Annotated in this window: 13 protein-coding genes; 12 read left to right on the forward strand and 1 reads right to left on the reverse strand. The window is 62.3% G+C overall.

Features of this window, described 5'->3' with window-relative positions:
• Positions 1-80: 80 nt before the first annotated feature.
• The 12 genes from fleN (at position 81) to J3A71_RS09045 (ending at position 10,788) form a co-directional block, all read left to right on the forward strand.
• Positions 81-914, forward strand: coding sequence for a flagellar synthesis regulator FleN (fleN, locus tag J3A71_RS08990; RefSeq protein ID WP_016488415.1), 834 nt, complete (start codon positions 81-83; stop codon positions 912-914).
• Entirely contained in the window at positions 911-1,651 is a 741-nt protein-coding gene (fliA, locus tag J3A71_RS08995) for an RNA polymerase sigma factor FliA (protein WP_209952830.1), read from the forward strand. Before fleN ends, fliA begins: the two co-directional genes overlap by 4 nt.
• Before the next feature lie 120 nt (positions 1,652-1,771).
• Positions 1,772-2,146, forward strand: coding sequence for a chemotaxis response regulator CheY (locus J3A71_RS09000; RefSeq protein ID WP_161775562.1), 375 nt, complete (start codon positions 1,772-1,774; stop codon positions 2,144-2,146).
• A gap of 20 nt (positions 2,147-2,166) precedes the next feature.
• On the forward strand, positions 2,167-2,955 hold the full coding sequence (locus tag J3A71_RS09005; protein WP_016488412.1) for a protein phosphatase CheZ: 789 nt from the start codon (positions 2,167-2,169) through the stop codon (positions 2,953-2,955).
• Between the two features lie 12 nt (positions 2,956-2,967).
• A complete protein-coding gene (locus J3A71_RS09010) occupies positions 2,968-5,211 on the forward strand; it encodes a chemotaxis protein CheA (RefSeq protein ID WP_096426590.1) in 2,244 nt (747 codons plus the stop codon).
• Between the two features lie 46 nt (positions 5,212-5,257).
• Entirely contained in the window at positions 5,258-6,382 is a 1,125-nt protein-coding gene (locus J3A71_RS09015; protein ID WP_060519418.1) for a chemotaxis response regulator protein-glutamate methylesterase, read from the forward strand.
• The gene (locus J3A71_RS09020; RefSeq protein WP_096426589.1) at positions 6,382-7,122 is read left to right on the forward strand and encodes a flagellar motor protein; all 741 of its coding nucleotides are present in this window, start codon (positions 6,382-6,384) and stop codon (positions 7,120-7,122) included. The genes J3A71_RS09015 and J3A71_RS09020 overlap by 1 nt, the downstream gene beginning before the upstream one ends.
• A gap of 3 nt (positions 7,123-7,125) precedes the next feature.
• On the forward strand, positions 7,126-7,983 hold the full coding sequence (gene motD, locus J3A71_RS09025; protein WP_016488408.1) for a flagellar motor protein MotD: 858 nt from the start codon (positions 7,126-7,128) through the stop codon (positions 7,981-7,983).
• Positions 7,984-8,186: 203 nt separating this feature from the next.
• Positions 8,187-8,975 carry a ParA family protein gene (locus tag J3A71_RS09030; RefSeq protein ID WP_016488407.1) on the forward strand — a complete coding sequence of 263 codons (789 nt, stop codon included), beginning with the start codon at positions 8,187-8,189 and terminating at the stop codon, positions 8,973-8,975.
• Positions 8,975-9,868, forward strand: a complete 894-nt coding sequence (locus J3A71_RS09035; protein ID WP_060519422.1) for a CheW domain-containing protein — start codon at positions 8,975-8,977, stop codon at positions 9,866-9,868. Before J3A71_RS09030 ends, J3A71_RS09035 begins: the two co-directional genes overlap by 1 nt.
• A 43-nt stretch (positions 9,869-9,911) precedes the next feature.
• The gene (locus J3A71_RS09040; protein ID WP_003254393.1) at positions 9,912-10,391 is read left to right on the forward strand and encodes a chemotaxis protein CheW; all 480 of its coding nucleotides are present in this window, start codon (positions 9,912-9,914) and stop codon (positions 10,389-10,391) included.
• 1 nt (position 10,392) lies between these two features.
• Complete coding sequence (locus J3A71_RS09045) at positions 10,393-10,788, forward strand: DUF2802 domain-containing protein (protein ID WP_016488405.1); 396 nt, start codon at positions 10,393-10,395, stop codon at positions 10,786-10,788.
• 83 nt (positions 10,789-10,871) lie between these two features.
• Here the strand turns inward: J3A71_RS09045 and J3A71_RS09050 are convergent, their stop codons facing one another.
• The gene (locus J3A71_RS09050; RefSeq protein ID WP_102667875.1) at positions 10,872-13,667 is read right to left on the reverse strand and encodes a DUF6543 domain-containing protein; all 2,796 of its coding nucleotides are present in this window, start codon (positions 13,665-13,667) and stop codon (positions 10,872-10,874) included.
• Between the last annotated feature and the right edge of the window lie 23 nt (positions 13,668-13,690).

The following is a 13,690-nucleotide window of genomic DNA, read 5'->3' on the forward strand; positions in this document are numbered from 1 at the left end:
GCAAAGTAGCTATGCCAAGGGGTACGCAGAATTGCCCCACGTGTGGCCTGAGTCCCAGCGAGACAAGGTAAAGAACAGACATGGGTAGCATGCATCCCGTACAGGTGATCGCCGTGACCGGTGGCAAAGGTGGCGTCGGCAAGACTAACGTTTCAGTGAACTTGTCCCTGGCGCTGGCCGAGCTTGGCCGCAGGGTCATGCTGCTGGACGCCGACCTGGGCCTGGCCAACGTCGACGTGTTGCTGGGCCTTACCCCCAAACGTACCCTGGCCGATGTCATCGAAGGGCGCTGTGAGCTGCGTGACGTGATGTTGCAGGGCCCTGGCGGCGTGCGCATCGTCCCCGCAGCCTCGGGCACCCAGAGCATGGTGCACCTGGCCCCGGCCCAGCATGCCGGTCTTATCCAGGCGTTCAGTGAAGTCGGCGACAACCTCGACGTGCTGGTGATCGACACTGCAGCGGGGATTGGTGAGTCGGTGGTCAGCTTCGTTCGCGCCGCCCAGGAAGTGCTGCTGGTAGTGTGTGACGAGCCCACCTCGATCACCGATGCCTACGCCCTGATCAAACTGCTCAACCGCGACTACGGGATGAATCGTTTCCGTGTGCTGGCCAACATGGCGCAGAGCCCGCAGGAAGGGCGCAACCTGTTCGCCAAGCTGACCAAGGTCACCGACCGCTTCCTCGATGTGGCCCTGCAGTACGTGGGTGCCGTGCCGTACGACGAGTGCGTGCGCAAGGCGGTGCAGAAGCAGCGCGCCGTCTACGAAGCGTTCCCACGCTCCAAGTGCGCGCTGGCCTTCAAGGCGATTGCCCAGAAGGTTGACAGTTGGCCGCTGCCGGCCAATCCGCGCGGTCACCTGGAGTTCTTTGTCGAGCGTCTGGTGCAGCCCACCAGCGCGGGACCCGTGCTATGAATGCCAGCGGCTTCAAGATGTACAGCCGGGCAGCGAAAGACGGCCAGTACGAGCTGATCGAACGCTACGCCCCGCTGGTGAAGCGCATTGCCTACCACCTGTTGGCGCGGTTGCCGGCCAACGTGCAGGTCGAGGACCTGATCCAGGCCGGCATGATCGGCCTGCTTGAAGTGGCCAACAAGTATGACGCCAGCAAAGGCGCCAGCTTTGAAACCTATGCCGGCATCCGCATCCGCGGGGCCATGCTGGACGAGGTGCGCAAGGGCGACTGGGCACCGCGTTCAGTGTACCGCAATACCCGCATGGTCAGTGACGCGATGCGTGCCGTTGAAGCCAGAACCGGTCGAGACGCTAAAGATCATGAAGTTGCTGCCGAACTCCAGTTGAGTCTCGATGATTACTACGGGATCTTGAACGATACCTTGGGCAGCCGCCTGTTCAGCTTTGACGACCTGTTGCAGGACGGCGAGCACGAAGGGCTGCATGAGGATGGCGCCAGTGGCCACGTCGAACCTGCACGTGGCCTTGAGGACGAACGCTTCCAGGCTGCCCTGACCGAGGCCATTGCCAACCTGCCGGAGCGTGAGCGCCTGGTATTGGCGCTGTACTACGACGAAGAGCTGAACCTCAAGGAAATCGGCGAGGTGCTTGGGGTCAGCGAATCGCGGGTCAGCCAGTTGCACAGCCAATGTGCCGCGCGCCTGCGTAGCCGCCTGGGGGAATGGCGGGCACGTTGAGCCCGGGGTCGTTGCAGTCGTTTTCCACGTGCGTTTTCCACGTTGTACCGAATTGAATGAGTGCGTGCCCGGTCGGCCGGGCGCGTTTGAGACTGCTTGGAGGTCTAATTGGACAAGAACATGAAAATCCTCATCGTTGACGACTTTTCGACGATGCGGCGGATCATCAAGAACCTGTTGCGTGACCTGGGCTTCACCAACACCGAAGAAGCCGACGATGGCACCACGGCGCTGCCGATGCTGGAAAACGGCCACTACGACTTCCTGGTGACCGACTGGAACATGCCCGGCATGTCCGGTATCGACCTGCTGCGTAAAGTGCGTGCCAGTGAAAAGCTGAAAACCATGCCGGTACTGATGGTGACTGCCGAGGCCAAGCGCGACCAGATCATCGAAGCGGCCCAGGCCGGCGTCAATGGCTATGTGGTCAAGCCGTTCACCGCCCAGGTGCTCAAAGAAAAGATCGAGAAGATCTTCGAACGCGTCAACGGCTGAGTCACGTCAGGGGGCGCGCCATGGATTCATCACAAACGTCTTTGGGGGAGTTCGAATCGACCCTGAAGAAACATGCCCAGGAGTTGGTCGAAAGCCTGGAGCGGGGCCGTTTCGGCGAGGCGGTACAGCTGATTCATGAGCTGAACCAGACTCGCGACCGTGGCCTGTACCAGGAGGTCGGCAAGCTGACCCGCGAGTTGCACAGCGCTATCGTCAGCTTCCAGATCGACCCGACCATGCCACAGGCCGAGGAGGTGTCGCAGATAACCGACGCTACCGAGCGCCTGTCGTACGTGGTCAAGCTGACCGAGGGTGCGGCCAACCGCACCATGGACCTGGTCGAGGAAAGCACCCCGGTGCTCAACGACCTGGCCAGCGAAGCGAAGGCCCTGAGTACCGACTGGCAGCGCTTCATGCGCCGCGAAGTGGCAGCGCCGGAGTTCCGTGACCTGGTCAAACGCGTCGACAGTTTCCTCACGCACAGCGCTGAAGGTAACCGCAAGGTTGCCGGCCACCTCAACGACATTCTGCTGGCTCAGGACTATCAGGACCTGACCGGGCAGGTGATCAAACGCGTCACCACGCTGGTGACCGAGGTGGAAAGCAACCTGCTCAAACTGGTGCTGATGGCCAGCCAGGTCGACCGCTTTGCCGGTATCCAGCATGACCACGATCAACTGCGCGCAGAAAAAGATCTAGAAAAACATCCGACTCGGGGTGAAGGTCCGCAGATTCATGCCGATAAGCGTGAAGACGTTGTGTCCGGTCAGGACGATGTCGATGATTTGCTGTCCAGCCTGGGTTTTTAAGGAGCACGTTTGATGAGCTTCGGCGCCGATGAAGAAATCCTCCAGGATTTCCTGGTAGAAGCCGGCGAAATTCTTGAGCAACTGTCCGAGCAACTGGTCGAGCTGGAAAGCCGACCCGACGATGCCGACTTGCTCAATGCGATCTTTCGCGGTTTCCACACTGTAAAAGGGGGCGCCGGCTTCCTTCAGCTGAACGAGCTGGTGGAGTGCTGCCATATCGCCGAGAACGTGTTCGACATCCTGCGCAAAGGTGAGCGCCGGGTCGATGCGGAACTGATGGATGTGGTGCTTGAGGCACTCGACACGGTCAACAGCATGTTCGGGCAGGTGCGCGAGCGTGCCGAGGTTACCCCGGCCACGCCCGAGCTGCTGGCGGCCCTGTCGCGGCTGGCCGAACCCGGTGGCGCCGAGGTTGCCCAAGCGCCTGTTGCAGCGGCACCGTCAGCCGAGGCGCCGGTTGCGGCCACGGCCCCTGCCGATGAACAGGACATCACCGACAGCGAGTTTGAGCAGTTGCTCGACTCGCTCGATGCGGTCAAGGCGCAAGCCGCGGTCGACGAGCAGATGCAGGGCGAGGCTGGCAGTGGCGAAGGTGACGAAATCACTGACGCCGAATTCGAGTCGCTGCTCGACCAGTTGCACGGCAAAGGCCAGTTCAGTGTCGAAGTCGCGGTACAGCCGGTCGCCGTGCCTGCAGACGCGGCAAGCGACGAAATTACCGACGAAGAATTCGAATCGTTACTCGACCAGTTGCATGGCAAGGGCACATTCCAGGCCGATGCCTTGCCTGCCGCCAGCGCGCCGGCGCCGGTCGCGGTTGACAACAGCGCCGCCAGCGACGAAATCAGCGAGCACGAGTTCGAGGCCCTGCTGGACCAGTTGCACGGCAAGGGCAAGTTTGGTGGTGACGTTGCTGCGGTCGAGGCCCCGGCTGTTGCCAAGGTGCAAGCGCCTGCTCAAGCCAAGGCCGACAGCCAGCCGGTCGCCAAGCCAGCCCCTGCTGCCCCCGCACCCGCGGCCACCAGCAAGCCTGCGCCGGCCCCTCGTGCACCGGCTCCGGCAGCAGAGAAGCATGCCGTCAGCGAAGCGGAAACCACTGTCCGCGTTGACACCGCGCGCCTGGACGAAATCATGAACATGGTCGGCGAACTGGTGCTGGTGCGTAACCGCCTGGTACGCCTGGGCCTGAACAGCGGCGACGAGGCCATGTCCAAGGCCGTGTCCAACCTCGACGTGGTCACTGCCGACCTGCAGACGGCGGTGATGAAAACCCGCATGCAGCCGATCAAGAAAGTGTTCGGCCGCTTCCCGCGTCTGGTGCGCGACCTTGCCCGCCAGTTGAAGAAAGAGATCAACCTGGAGCTGGTCGGCGAAGAGACTGACCTGGACAAGAACCTGGTCGAGGCCCTGGCCGACCCGTTGGTGCACCTGGTGCGTAACGCCGTCGACCATGGTGTCGAGATGCCCGATGAGCGTGAAGCCTCTGGCAAGGCCCGCACCGGCCGTGTGGTGCTGTCGGCCGAACAGGAAGGTGATCACATCCTGCTGTCGATCTCTGACGACGGCAAGGGCATGGACCCGAACATCCTGCGTGCCAAGGCCGTGGAAAAAGGCCTGATGGACAAGGATGCCGCTGAGCGCCTGAGTGAATCGGACTGCTACAACCTGATCTTCGCCCCGGGCTTCTCGACCAAGACCGAGATTTCCGACGTGTCTGGCCGTGGCGTGGGCATGGACGTGGTGAAAACCAAGATTTCCCAGCTCAACGGATCGATCAATATCTACTCGGCCAAGGGCCAGGGCTCGAAGATCGTCATCAAGGTGCCGCTGACCTTGGCGATCATGCCCACCCTGATGGTGATGCTGGGCAACCAGGCGTTTGCCTTCCCGCTGGTCAACGTCAACGAAATCTTCCACCTCGACCTGTCGCGCACCAACGTGGTCGACGGCCAGGAAGTGGTGATCGTGCGCGACAAGGCGCTGCCGCTGTTCTACCTCAAGCGCTGGCTGGTACAGGGCCAGGTGCACGAAGAGCAGCACGAGGGCCACGTAGTGATCCTGTCGGTTGGCACGCAGCGCATCGGCTTTGTCGTCGATCAACTGGTGGGCCAGGAAGAAGTGGTAATCAAGCCGCTGGGCAAGATGTTGCAGGGCACCCCGGGCATGTCCGGGGCCACCATCACCGGTGACGGTCGTATCGCGTTGATTCTCGATGTCCCGAGCATGCTCAAGCGTTACGCCGCACGGCGTATTTGATTTCGGTGGCGCACCCTGGCGGGTTGCGCCGCCTAATGGAGTGTTTATGGCAGTCAAGGTCCTGGTGGTGGATGATTCCGGTTTCTTCCGCCGCCGCGTCTCGGAAATCCTCTCGGCGGATCCGACGATCCAGGTAGTGGGTACCGCGACCAATGGCAAGGAAGCAATCGACCAGGCGCTGGCGCTCAAGCCCGATGTCATCACCATGGACTACGAGATGCCCATGATGGACGGCATCACCGCGGTGCGGCATATCATGCAGCGCTGCCCGACGCCGGTGTTGATGTTTTCCTCGCTGACCCACGAAGGCGCTCGCGTCACCCTCGACGCGCTGGATGCTGGCGCGGTGGATTACCTGCCGAAAAACTTCGAGGACATTTCGCGCAACCCCGACAAGGTCAGGCAAATGCTGTGCGAGAAGGTGCATACCCTTTCGCGCAGCAACCGCCGCCTGGGCAGCTATGCCAGGACGGCACCGGCCGCCGCGCCGGTGCCGGCCAGCAGCCCTGCGCCCGCCAGCAGTTTCGCCAACCCCGCGCCAGCCCGTCCTGCGGCGCCGGCCCGTGCAGCTGCCCCGGCGGCGTCGCACTCGCCAGCCCCCAAGCGCAAACCCTACAAGCTGGTGGCCATTGGCACCTCCACGGGCGGCCCCGTGGCCCTGCAGCGGGTATTGACCCAGCTGCCTGCCAACTTCCCGGCGCCGATCGTGTTGATCCAGCACATGCCGGCGGCGTTCACCAAGGCCTTTGCCGAACGCCTGGACAAGCTGTGTCGCATCAACGTGAAGGAAGCCGAGGACGGCGACGTGCTGCGCCCAGGCCTGGCCCTGCTGGCCCCCGGCGGCAAGCAGATGATGATCGACGGCCGTGGCACCGTGAAGATCCTGCCCGGTGACGAGCGCCTGAACTACAAGCCGTGCGTGGACATCACCTTTGGTTCGGCAGCAAAGTCTTACGGCGACAAGGTGCTGTCGGTGGTGCTCACCGGCATGGGCGCCGATGGCCGTGAAGGTGCACGCCTGCTCAAGCAGGGCGGCAGTACCGTGTGGGCCCAGGATGAAGCCAGCTGCGTGATCTATGGCATGCCCATGGCCATCGTCAAGGCCAACCTGGCCGATGCGGTCTACAGCCTGGACGAAATCGGCAAGCACTTGGTGGAGGCCTGCGTCTGATGGACGTCCTCAGCCTGATCGGCCTGATTCTCGCCTTTGTCGCCATCGTCGGTGGCAACTTTCTGGAAGGTGGCCATGTCGGCGCGCTGGTCAATGGCCCGGCGGCGCTGATCGTGCTGGGTGGCACCCTGGCGGCAGCCTTGTTGCAGTCGCCGCTGTCTTCCTTCAAGCGCGCCTTGCAGATCTTGCGCTGGATACTGTTCCCGCCGCGGGTAGACTTGGCGGGTGGTATCGACCGTGTGGTGAACTGGAGCCTGACCGCGCGCAAGGAAGGCCTGCTGGGCCTTGAGGGCGTGGCCGATGCAGAGCCCGACCCGTATGCGCGCAAAGGCCTGCAATTGCTGGTGGACGGCGCTGAGCCAGAAGCCATCCGCAGCATCCTTGAAGTCGACTTTCTGACCCAGGAGAGCCGTGACATCCAGGCTGCCAAGGTATTCGAGAGCATGGGCGGCTACGCGCCGACCATCGGCATCATCGGTGCGGTGATGGGCCTGATCCACGTGATGGGCAACCTCGCTGACCCTTCGCAGCTGGGCAACGGCATTGCCGTGGCCTTTGTCGCCACCATCTACGGCGTGGCCAGCGCCAACCTGATCCTGCTGCCGATCGCCAACAAGCTCAAGGCCAACGTCATGCGCCAGTCGCGCTACCGCGAGATGCTGCTCGAAGGCCTGTTGTCGATTGCCGAGGGTGAAAACCCGCGCTCGATCGAGTTGAAGCTGCAAGGCTTCATGGAGTAACCCATGCGTCGCCGTCGTCATACCGAGGAACACGAAAACCACGAACGCTGGCTGGTGTCGTACGCTGACTTCATCACCTTGCTGTTCGCCTTTTTCGTGGTGATGTACTCGATTTCCTCGATCAACGAGGGCAAGTACAAGGTCATTTCCCAGGCCTTGCTCGGGGTGTTCAACGACCCTGAGCGCAGCATGAAACCGATCCCTATTGGCGATGAGCAGCCGTTGAGCGTGCGCCCGGCAGAGCCGCTGGTCAAAGACAGCGAGCAGACCGAAGCGGGCTTGGCGGCGACCCAGGTCGACCCGTTGAAAACCATCAGCGATGACGTGCGCGATGCCTTTGGCGACCTGATCAACAGCAACCAGATGACCGTGCGCGGCAACGAGCTGTGGATCGAGATCGAGCTGAATTCATCGCTGTTGTTCGGCAGTGGCGATGCCATGCCCAGCGACAAGGCGTTTGCCATCATCGAGAAGGTGGCAAACATCCTCAAGCCATTCGCCAACCCGGTGCATGTCGAAGGCTTCACCGACAACCTGCCGATCCGCACGGCACAGTACCCGACCAACTGGGAGCTGTCGTCGGCACGGGCGGCGAGCATCGTGCGCCTGCTGGCCATGGAAGGGGTCAACCCGGCACGCATGGCATCGGTGGGTTATGGCGAGTACCAGCCGGTGGCGGGCAATGACACCGCCGACGGTCGCGCGCGTAATCGCCGGGTGGTGCTGGTGATTTCCCGTAACCTCGAAGTGCGCCGCAGCCTGACGGGCTCGGGCAGTGCCAATGCAACGCCGGATGCCGCATTGCGCCGGGCTGGCACACAAAGTGCACCGGCAACGTCAGCAACGGTGGCGGGGCAGTGATCCGTCAATTCCCCGTCGCGCCATTGTATTGAAAGCGACTCCGTCCCCTGTGGGAGCGGGCATGCCCGCGAAGCAGGCGACGCGGTGAACGGCACCGGCTGCGCCGGTGTTCGCGGGCTCGCCCGCTCCCACAGGGGTCGTGCCGGCTCTTGGATAGTTGTTTCTACAGTGTCCCTGCCAAATCAATAGATAGAGTTTGCTTGATGAGAGTCTGGGCAGTAGCCAATCAAAAAGGTGGCGTCGGCAAGACCACCACAACCATCGCCCTGGCTGGCCTGCTGGCTGAGGCTGGCAAGCGCGTGGTCGTCGTCGACCTCGATCCGCACGGGTCGATGACCAGCTATTTCGGGCACAACCCCGATGCGCTGGAGCACAGCTGCTACGACCTGTTCCTGCACAAGGGCGCAGTGCCAGACGGCCTGCCCGGGCAGTTGTTGCTGCCTACCAGCGACGAGCGCATTTCGCTGTTGCCGTCGAGCACCGCTTTGGCAGTGCTGGAGCGCCAGTCACCCGGGCAAAATGGCCTGGGCCTGGTGATCGCCAAGAGTCTGGCGCAGCTGTGGCAGGATTTCGACTATGCCGTGATCGACAGCCCCCCCTTGCTGGGTGTGCTGATGGTCAATGCCCTGGCCGCCAGCCAGCAGTTGGTGATACCGGTGCAGACCGAATTTCTGGCAGTGAAGGGCCTGGAACGCATGGTTGGCACCTTGGCCATGATCAACCGTTCGCGCAAGCAGGCGCTGCCGTACCAGATCGTACCCACCCTGTTCGACCGCCGTACCCAGGCCTCCCTGGGCACACTCAAGCTGCTGCGTGATACCTACGGCCAACAGGTGTGGCAGGGCTACATCCCAGTCGATACGCGCCTGCGCGATGCCAGCCGCAAGGGCGTCACGCCCTCGCAGTTCGACAGCAAGAGCCGCGGTCTGATTGCCTATCGGGCGCTGCTCAAGCACCTGCTGACTTACAAGACCGCAGTGCAGGTGGCCTGATGACCCAGACCCGACACACCAGCACCCGGCCGCAGATGGCCCTGCAGTCGTACCTCGACGGCCTGTTGCAGGAGGCCACCGAAGCCCAAGAGCTGTTTGAGCCGCCAGCGGCGCCAGACGAGTTCGCCGAGGCGGTGCGCGAGGAGCAGGCACGTGATGCGCGTCAGCCCGCCGGGCCGATGCCAGCCCAAGCCCCTGCCAGCCTTGCCCAACGGCCGTTTGCCGAACCCAAGGTGGCGGTATTGCCCAGCGTCATGCCGATAGAAGCGCCGGTGGTCACGGTGGTCGAGCAGCAGGTGATCGCCGAGGCCGCCATCCCGGTGCTGGTCGAAGAACAAACCGTGGAACCCGCAGTGCCGCTGGTCGACGTGCACCTCCCGGCGCCGAACCTGCCGGTGCCGCCGGCCACCGTGGACGGCCGCCCGGTGTGGGCGGCCGAGCCATTCGAATGCCTGTTGTTCGATGTCGCCGGCCTGACCCTGGCGGTGCCGCTGGTGTGCCTGGGCTCGATCTACAACCTGGCCGGCCAGGAGCTGACCCCGCTGTTCGGCCAGCCGGACTGGTTCCTCGGCATCCTGACCTGCCAGGCCGGCAACCTGAAGGTGCTGGACACGGCGCGTTGGGTAATGCCCGACCGCTACCGCGACGATTTTCGCCAAGGCCTGAATTATGTGATTTCCGTGCAGGGCTACGAATGGGGGCTGGCCGTACATCAGGTCAGCCGTTCGCTGCGCCTGGACCCGTCCGAAATCAAGTGGCGCAGCCAGCGGGGCCAGCGCCCGTGGCTGGCTGGCACGGTGATTGAACACATGTGTGCATTGCTCGACGTCGCCGCACTGGCCGAGCTGATCGCCAGCGGCGCGGTCAAGCAGATGCACGCCAAACAGAAATGACACAGAACACAACCGCCAAACAGCGGATTTTGAGGGTAGGGGAATGAAAAAGTCGTCTGCACAAGGTTCCGAAGATCCGATCCTGCAGTGGGTTACCTTCCGTCTGGACAACGAGTCCTACGGCATCAACGTGATGCAGGTGCAGGAAGTGCTGCGCTACACCGAGATCGCCCCGGTGCCGGGTGCGCCAAGCTACGTGCTGGGTATCATCAACCTGCGCGGCAACGTGGTGACAGTGATCGACACCCGTCAGCGTTTTGGCCTGATGCCGACCGAGGTCACCGACAACACCCGTATCGTCATCATCGAAGCCGATAAGCAAGTGGTCGGCATTCTGGTCGACAGCGTGGCCGAGGTGGTTTACCTGCGCCAGTCCGAAATCGAGACCGCGCCGAATGTGGGTAACGAAGAGTCCGCCAAATTCATTCAGGGCGTGTGCAACAAGAACGGTGAACTGCTGATCCTCGTCGAACTGGACAAGATGATGACCGAGGAAGAGTGGTCCGAGCTGGAGAACATCTGAGTTGATCCTAGAGGTTGCTGTCATCTTCCTGGCGCTGGTCTGGGCGCTGAGCCTGTGGTTCTTCCTCAACTACAGCAAGCGCCAGCGCGAGCTGGCTGCGCAGCAGGCCGAGGGCGATGCCCTGCGTGACCAGCGCATCAAGGACCTGGCCAAGCGCCTGGACGACTACCAGAACGGTACCGTGCGCATGGGCGAGGCCCTTCACGAGCTGCGTGTGTCGGTGGCCAGTGTGCCTGACCGGCTGGAGCGGCTGGAGCAACGCGACCCCAGTAGTGTCACGTTCAGCCAGGCGGCCAAGTTGGTGGGGATGGGCGCGAGCGTGTCGGAGTTGACCGAAACCTGCGGGCTGACGCGGGCCGAGGCAGAGTTGATGAGCAAGTTGCATCGCAGCGAATAACGTGAAAAGGCGACCTGAGGTCGCCTTTTTCTATTGCCGCGATTGCTTGCTCAAGCCTGTCGGGCCCTAGCTGGACGTGCCGCTCAGGGCCTGGCCCAGGAGTTGTATCCCCCTATCCTGGCAATGCGGTTGAGTGGCAGCAGTTGCCGTTGCACCGCCTGAAACTCAGGAAGGCTGACGAACTGCCAGGAGTTAGTGCGGGGGAACGCATACAGGTTGATGATCTGACGCATCATGCGGAGCTCAGGCAACAGACGGTCGACCACGTCGGTGAGCAACTTCGGCCCGGTGAGGTGGCTAAGGGCCTGGGCATAACCATAGAACGCTTGCGGGTCGGTTTGTAGGGATGGCTTGCTTTGATAGAAGTTTGGCGCTTGTTCGTAGCGCGCCTGCATTTCTTCCAGGATTGCCTTGAGCGTCGGATTACTCGCGTGGCTGCCTACCAGGCTGCCGTTGTACAGGCAGTTCATGCCCAATTTTTCGTTGGACACCGCCGAGTGCAGCAGCAGGCCGTTTTCAGAGGTGGCAAGTGCTACGTCATCAAGGCGCTCTCCCGGCGTGCCTCTGGGGGCGCCATCGATGAACACAGGGTACTCACCAGGCGCCAGCAGCGTGTCGTCGACATCCATGTACAGGCCACCTTCCTGTTCAAGCAGGGCATAGCGCAAAACGTCCGACGCCGACGAAAAGTTGCTGGCCACCCCACCGTTACCGTGGATCGCTGCCTGGTATTGGGGGAAGTTGGCACTCTCCTTGAAACGCGCATAGAACGGCTGGTCCTCAAGTGGCAATACTTCTACCCCGGGCGCATGCTCCGCCAAAAGCTGCAGGTTGGCCTGGAACGCAGCCGGCTCGGCCCTGGAGAGATACAGGCGATGAACATACTGAGTCTCCTGCAGCGTGCGGGCGTTGCGGGCGATATTGTCGATCAGGGTTTGCTCAATGACCTTGTCGCCTACCCAGATATTCAGGACGTGTTTAGGGATTGGTCGCAGTCCTTCGGTAGGTACGACCGGTAGCGCAATGGGCAGGTTCAGATCAACGCCCAATGCACGCAAGGTCGCCATGCGCATGTCATCGGTCACCTGACGCGCTCGGGCATCCACCTCGACCAGATTGAGCGAGCCTGGCGTTGCGATGTAGCAGCTTGGCTCAACCTCATTGAGGTCGCTTTCCAGGCGAAAGGCATCGAGTTCCATGTCGTAGAGCACATGCTCTTGATAACCGCCGATCATCGTCGTGAGCAGGTCGGGCGAACCGTCGTAGCGAGGCGTCCTGACAACGGCACCGGCCACACCGTCGTCGGCACCTGGCAGAGGCGCGATGGGGTCTGGAGTATGGAAATAATCTGCCACGTCGGCCAGCGGCAGCTCAGGGGGGGTGATGGGGCTCAAGGGGTAGCCGATTTGTTCGTTGACCCGGCTGGGGATCACAAAACCTTCATGCTTGAAGCGCAGCAGCACAGGTGCCTTGGACACCCCGGCAGCCACCAGCGGTAGTGCATTGAGCACCCCAAACACCGACGTGCCGATGCCTTCGGCGCTTTGCTGGGCGTTTTTGGCGTGGATGGCCTGGTCCAGGCCCAGGCCGAACTGGGCGATGCCGCCCAGGGCGAACAGCGGGGCCAGCTCGGGCACTACCAGGGCCAAAGGGCCCAGCACGTTGATTGCCGAGTTCAAGTAGCCGCGCCATTTGGCCTTGGTCACTTCGCTGTCGCTGGTGATGATGAAATGAGCGTCCTGGTAACTGCGCTGTTTCTGGCGGCGGGCCAGGGAAAGGAACAGGTCGCCTTCTATCAGGGGGCTGTAGTCCTTGACCTTGTAGTTGATGTAGTCCTGTGGGGGCCAGATGCCCTGCGCCGTGAAGCCGGGGCGGTTGCTGTCGAGGTGGTAGGGAGCTGGGTAGCTGCCCAGGCCGCACAGGGCAGTGTGAAGGCCGCTGTAGCTCAAACCGTCTTCGCGATCGGCCAGGGCGAAGTGGCCCTGCAGGGCGTCGCGCGTGCGCGGGGTACGGCACTGGTTGGCGAACCAGTCCAGCATGGCCTTTTTGTCGCTGAACTCGTGCAGGGGCGAGGCATTACCCGGAATGTAGAGTAAAACCAGGCCGCTGACGCCGTCGTGCAGGCACAGCAGGTCAGTGGCGGTGTAGCCGTACACATTTAGCCACCTGGCGCGCAGCCTCGGTTTGCTGCCCGGCTTTTCGTCACCGGGCGTTACCGACGTTGAGGCTTGCAGGCCGCATGCCTGCCAGGCCAGCTTTCTGCCGGCATCACTGAGGCTGCCCTCGGTGACTTGCTTGTTGCAGGCGGCGATGAAGTTGATCTTTGCGCTGATACGGTAGCGTTCCAGGTTGGCATCCCAGTAGCTGTCGAGCATCGACTTGTACTGCACCTGCAAGTCCAGGCCCCAGATAAACGACTGGAACTCCTCAGCTGCCAGCGGGACGTGCGTGTCTGCGTTGTATAGCGGGTGGTCGCTGTGCCTGAACAACCCGTTGTAGACGCTATAGGGTGCGTGATGGTCAAACAGGTTTTGCTCGCGCAGTGTCTGGACAATGGTCAGTGGCCCTTCGGGTAACTCGCCGGCCCAAGGAGCATCGATCGCCGCGCCTAACCAGTTGTTGGCCGACTCACCCTGCCAGTTCGAGAGCACGGCCTGGGTCAGTGTCATCTTCTGCGCGACGAGCGCAATCCAGCCGAGCTTGGGGCTGAACTGGTAATGCAGGGTGACCGCGTCGACGCGGTCTGGGTCCAGGTCGATGGAGCGTTCCTGGGCCCACTGATGGATGGCACTGGCTGCCGCACGGTCCGGGCGCGGAAAACCGGCGAGGCTGTCACGCACAAATTGCACGCCCTTGGCATTGACGTATTGGGTTGTCATGGCGGTCACCTTTGAGTCTGTAT

It is taken from the genome of Pseudomonas sp. PvP089 (assembly GCF_017875165.1).
Taxonomy (GTDB): Bacteria; Pseudomonadota; Gammaproteobacteria; order Pseudomonadales; family Pseudomonadaceae; genus Aquipseudomonas; species Aquipseudomonas fortuita.

Coding starts and splice junctions, on each gene's coding strand:
- fleN (WP_016488415.1), top strand. CDS start 81: ATGGGTAGCATGCATCCCGTACAGGTGATCGCCGTGACCGGTGGCAAA.
- fliA (WP_209952830.1), top strand. CDS start 911: ATGAATGCCAGCGGCTTCAAGATGTACAGCCGGGCAGCGAAAGACGGC.
- J3A71_RS09000 (WP_161775562.1), top strand. CDS start 1,772: ATGAAAATCCTCATCGTTGACGACTTTTCGACGATGCGGCGGATCATC.
- J3A71_RS09005 (WP_016488412.1), top strand. CDS start 2,167: ATGGATTCATCACAAACGTCTTTGGGGGAGTTCGAATCGACCCTGAAG.
- J3A71_RS09010 (WP_096426590.1), top strand. CDS start 2,968: ATGAGCTTCGGCGCCGATGAAGAAATCCTCCAGGATTTCCTGGTAGAA.
- J3A71_RS09015 (WP_060519418.1), top strand. CDS start 5,258: ATGGCAGTCAAGGTCCTGGTGGTGGATGATTCCGGTTTCTTCCGCCGC.
- J3A71_RS09020 (WP_096426589.1), top strand. CDS start 6,382: ATGGACGTCCTCAGCCTGATCGGCCTGATTCTCGCCTTTGTCGCCATC.
- motD (WP_016488408.1), top strand. CDS start 7,126: ATGCGTCGCCGTCGTCATACCGAGGAACACGAAAACCACGAACGCTGG.
- J3A71_RS09030 (WP_016488407.1), top strand. CDS start 8,187: ATGAGAGTCTGGGCAGTAGCCAATCAAAAAGGTGGCGTCGGCAAGACC.
- J3A71_RS09035 (WP_060519422.1), top strand. CDS start 8,975: ATGACCCAGACCCGACACACCAGCACCCGGCCGCAGATGGCCCTGCAG.
- J3A71_RS09040 (WP_003254393.1), top strand. CDS start 9,912: ATGAAAAAGTCGTCTGCACAAGGTTCCGAAGATCCGATCCTGCAGTGG.
- J3A71_RS09050 (WP_102667875.1), bottom strand. CDS start 13,667: ATGACAACCCAATACGTCAATGCCAAGGGCGTGCAATTTGTGCGTGAC.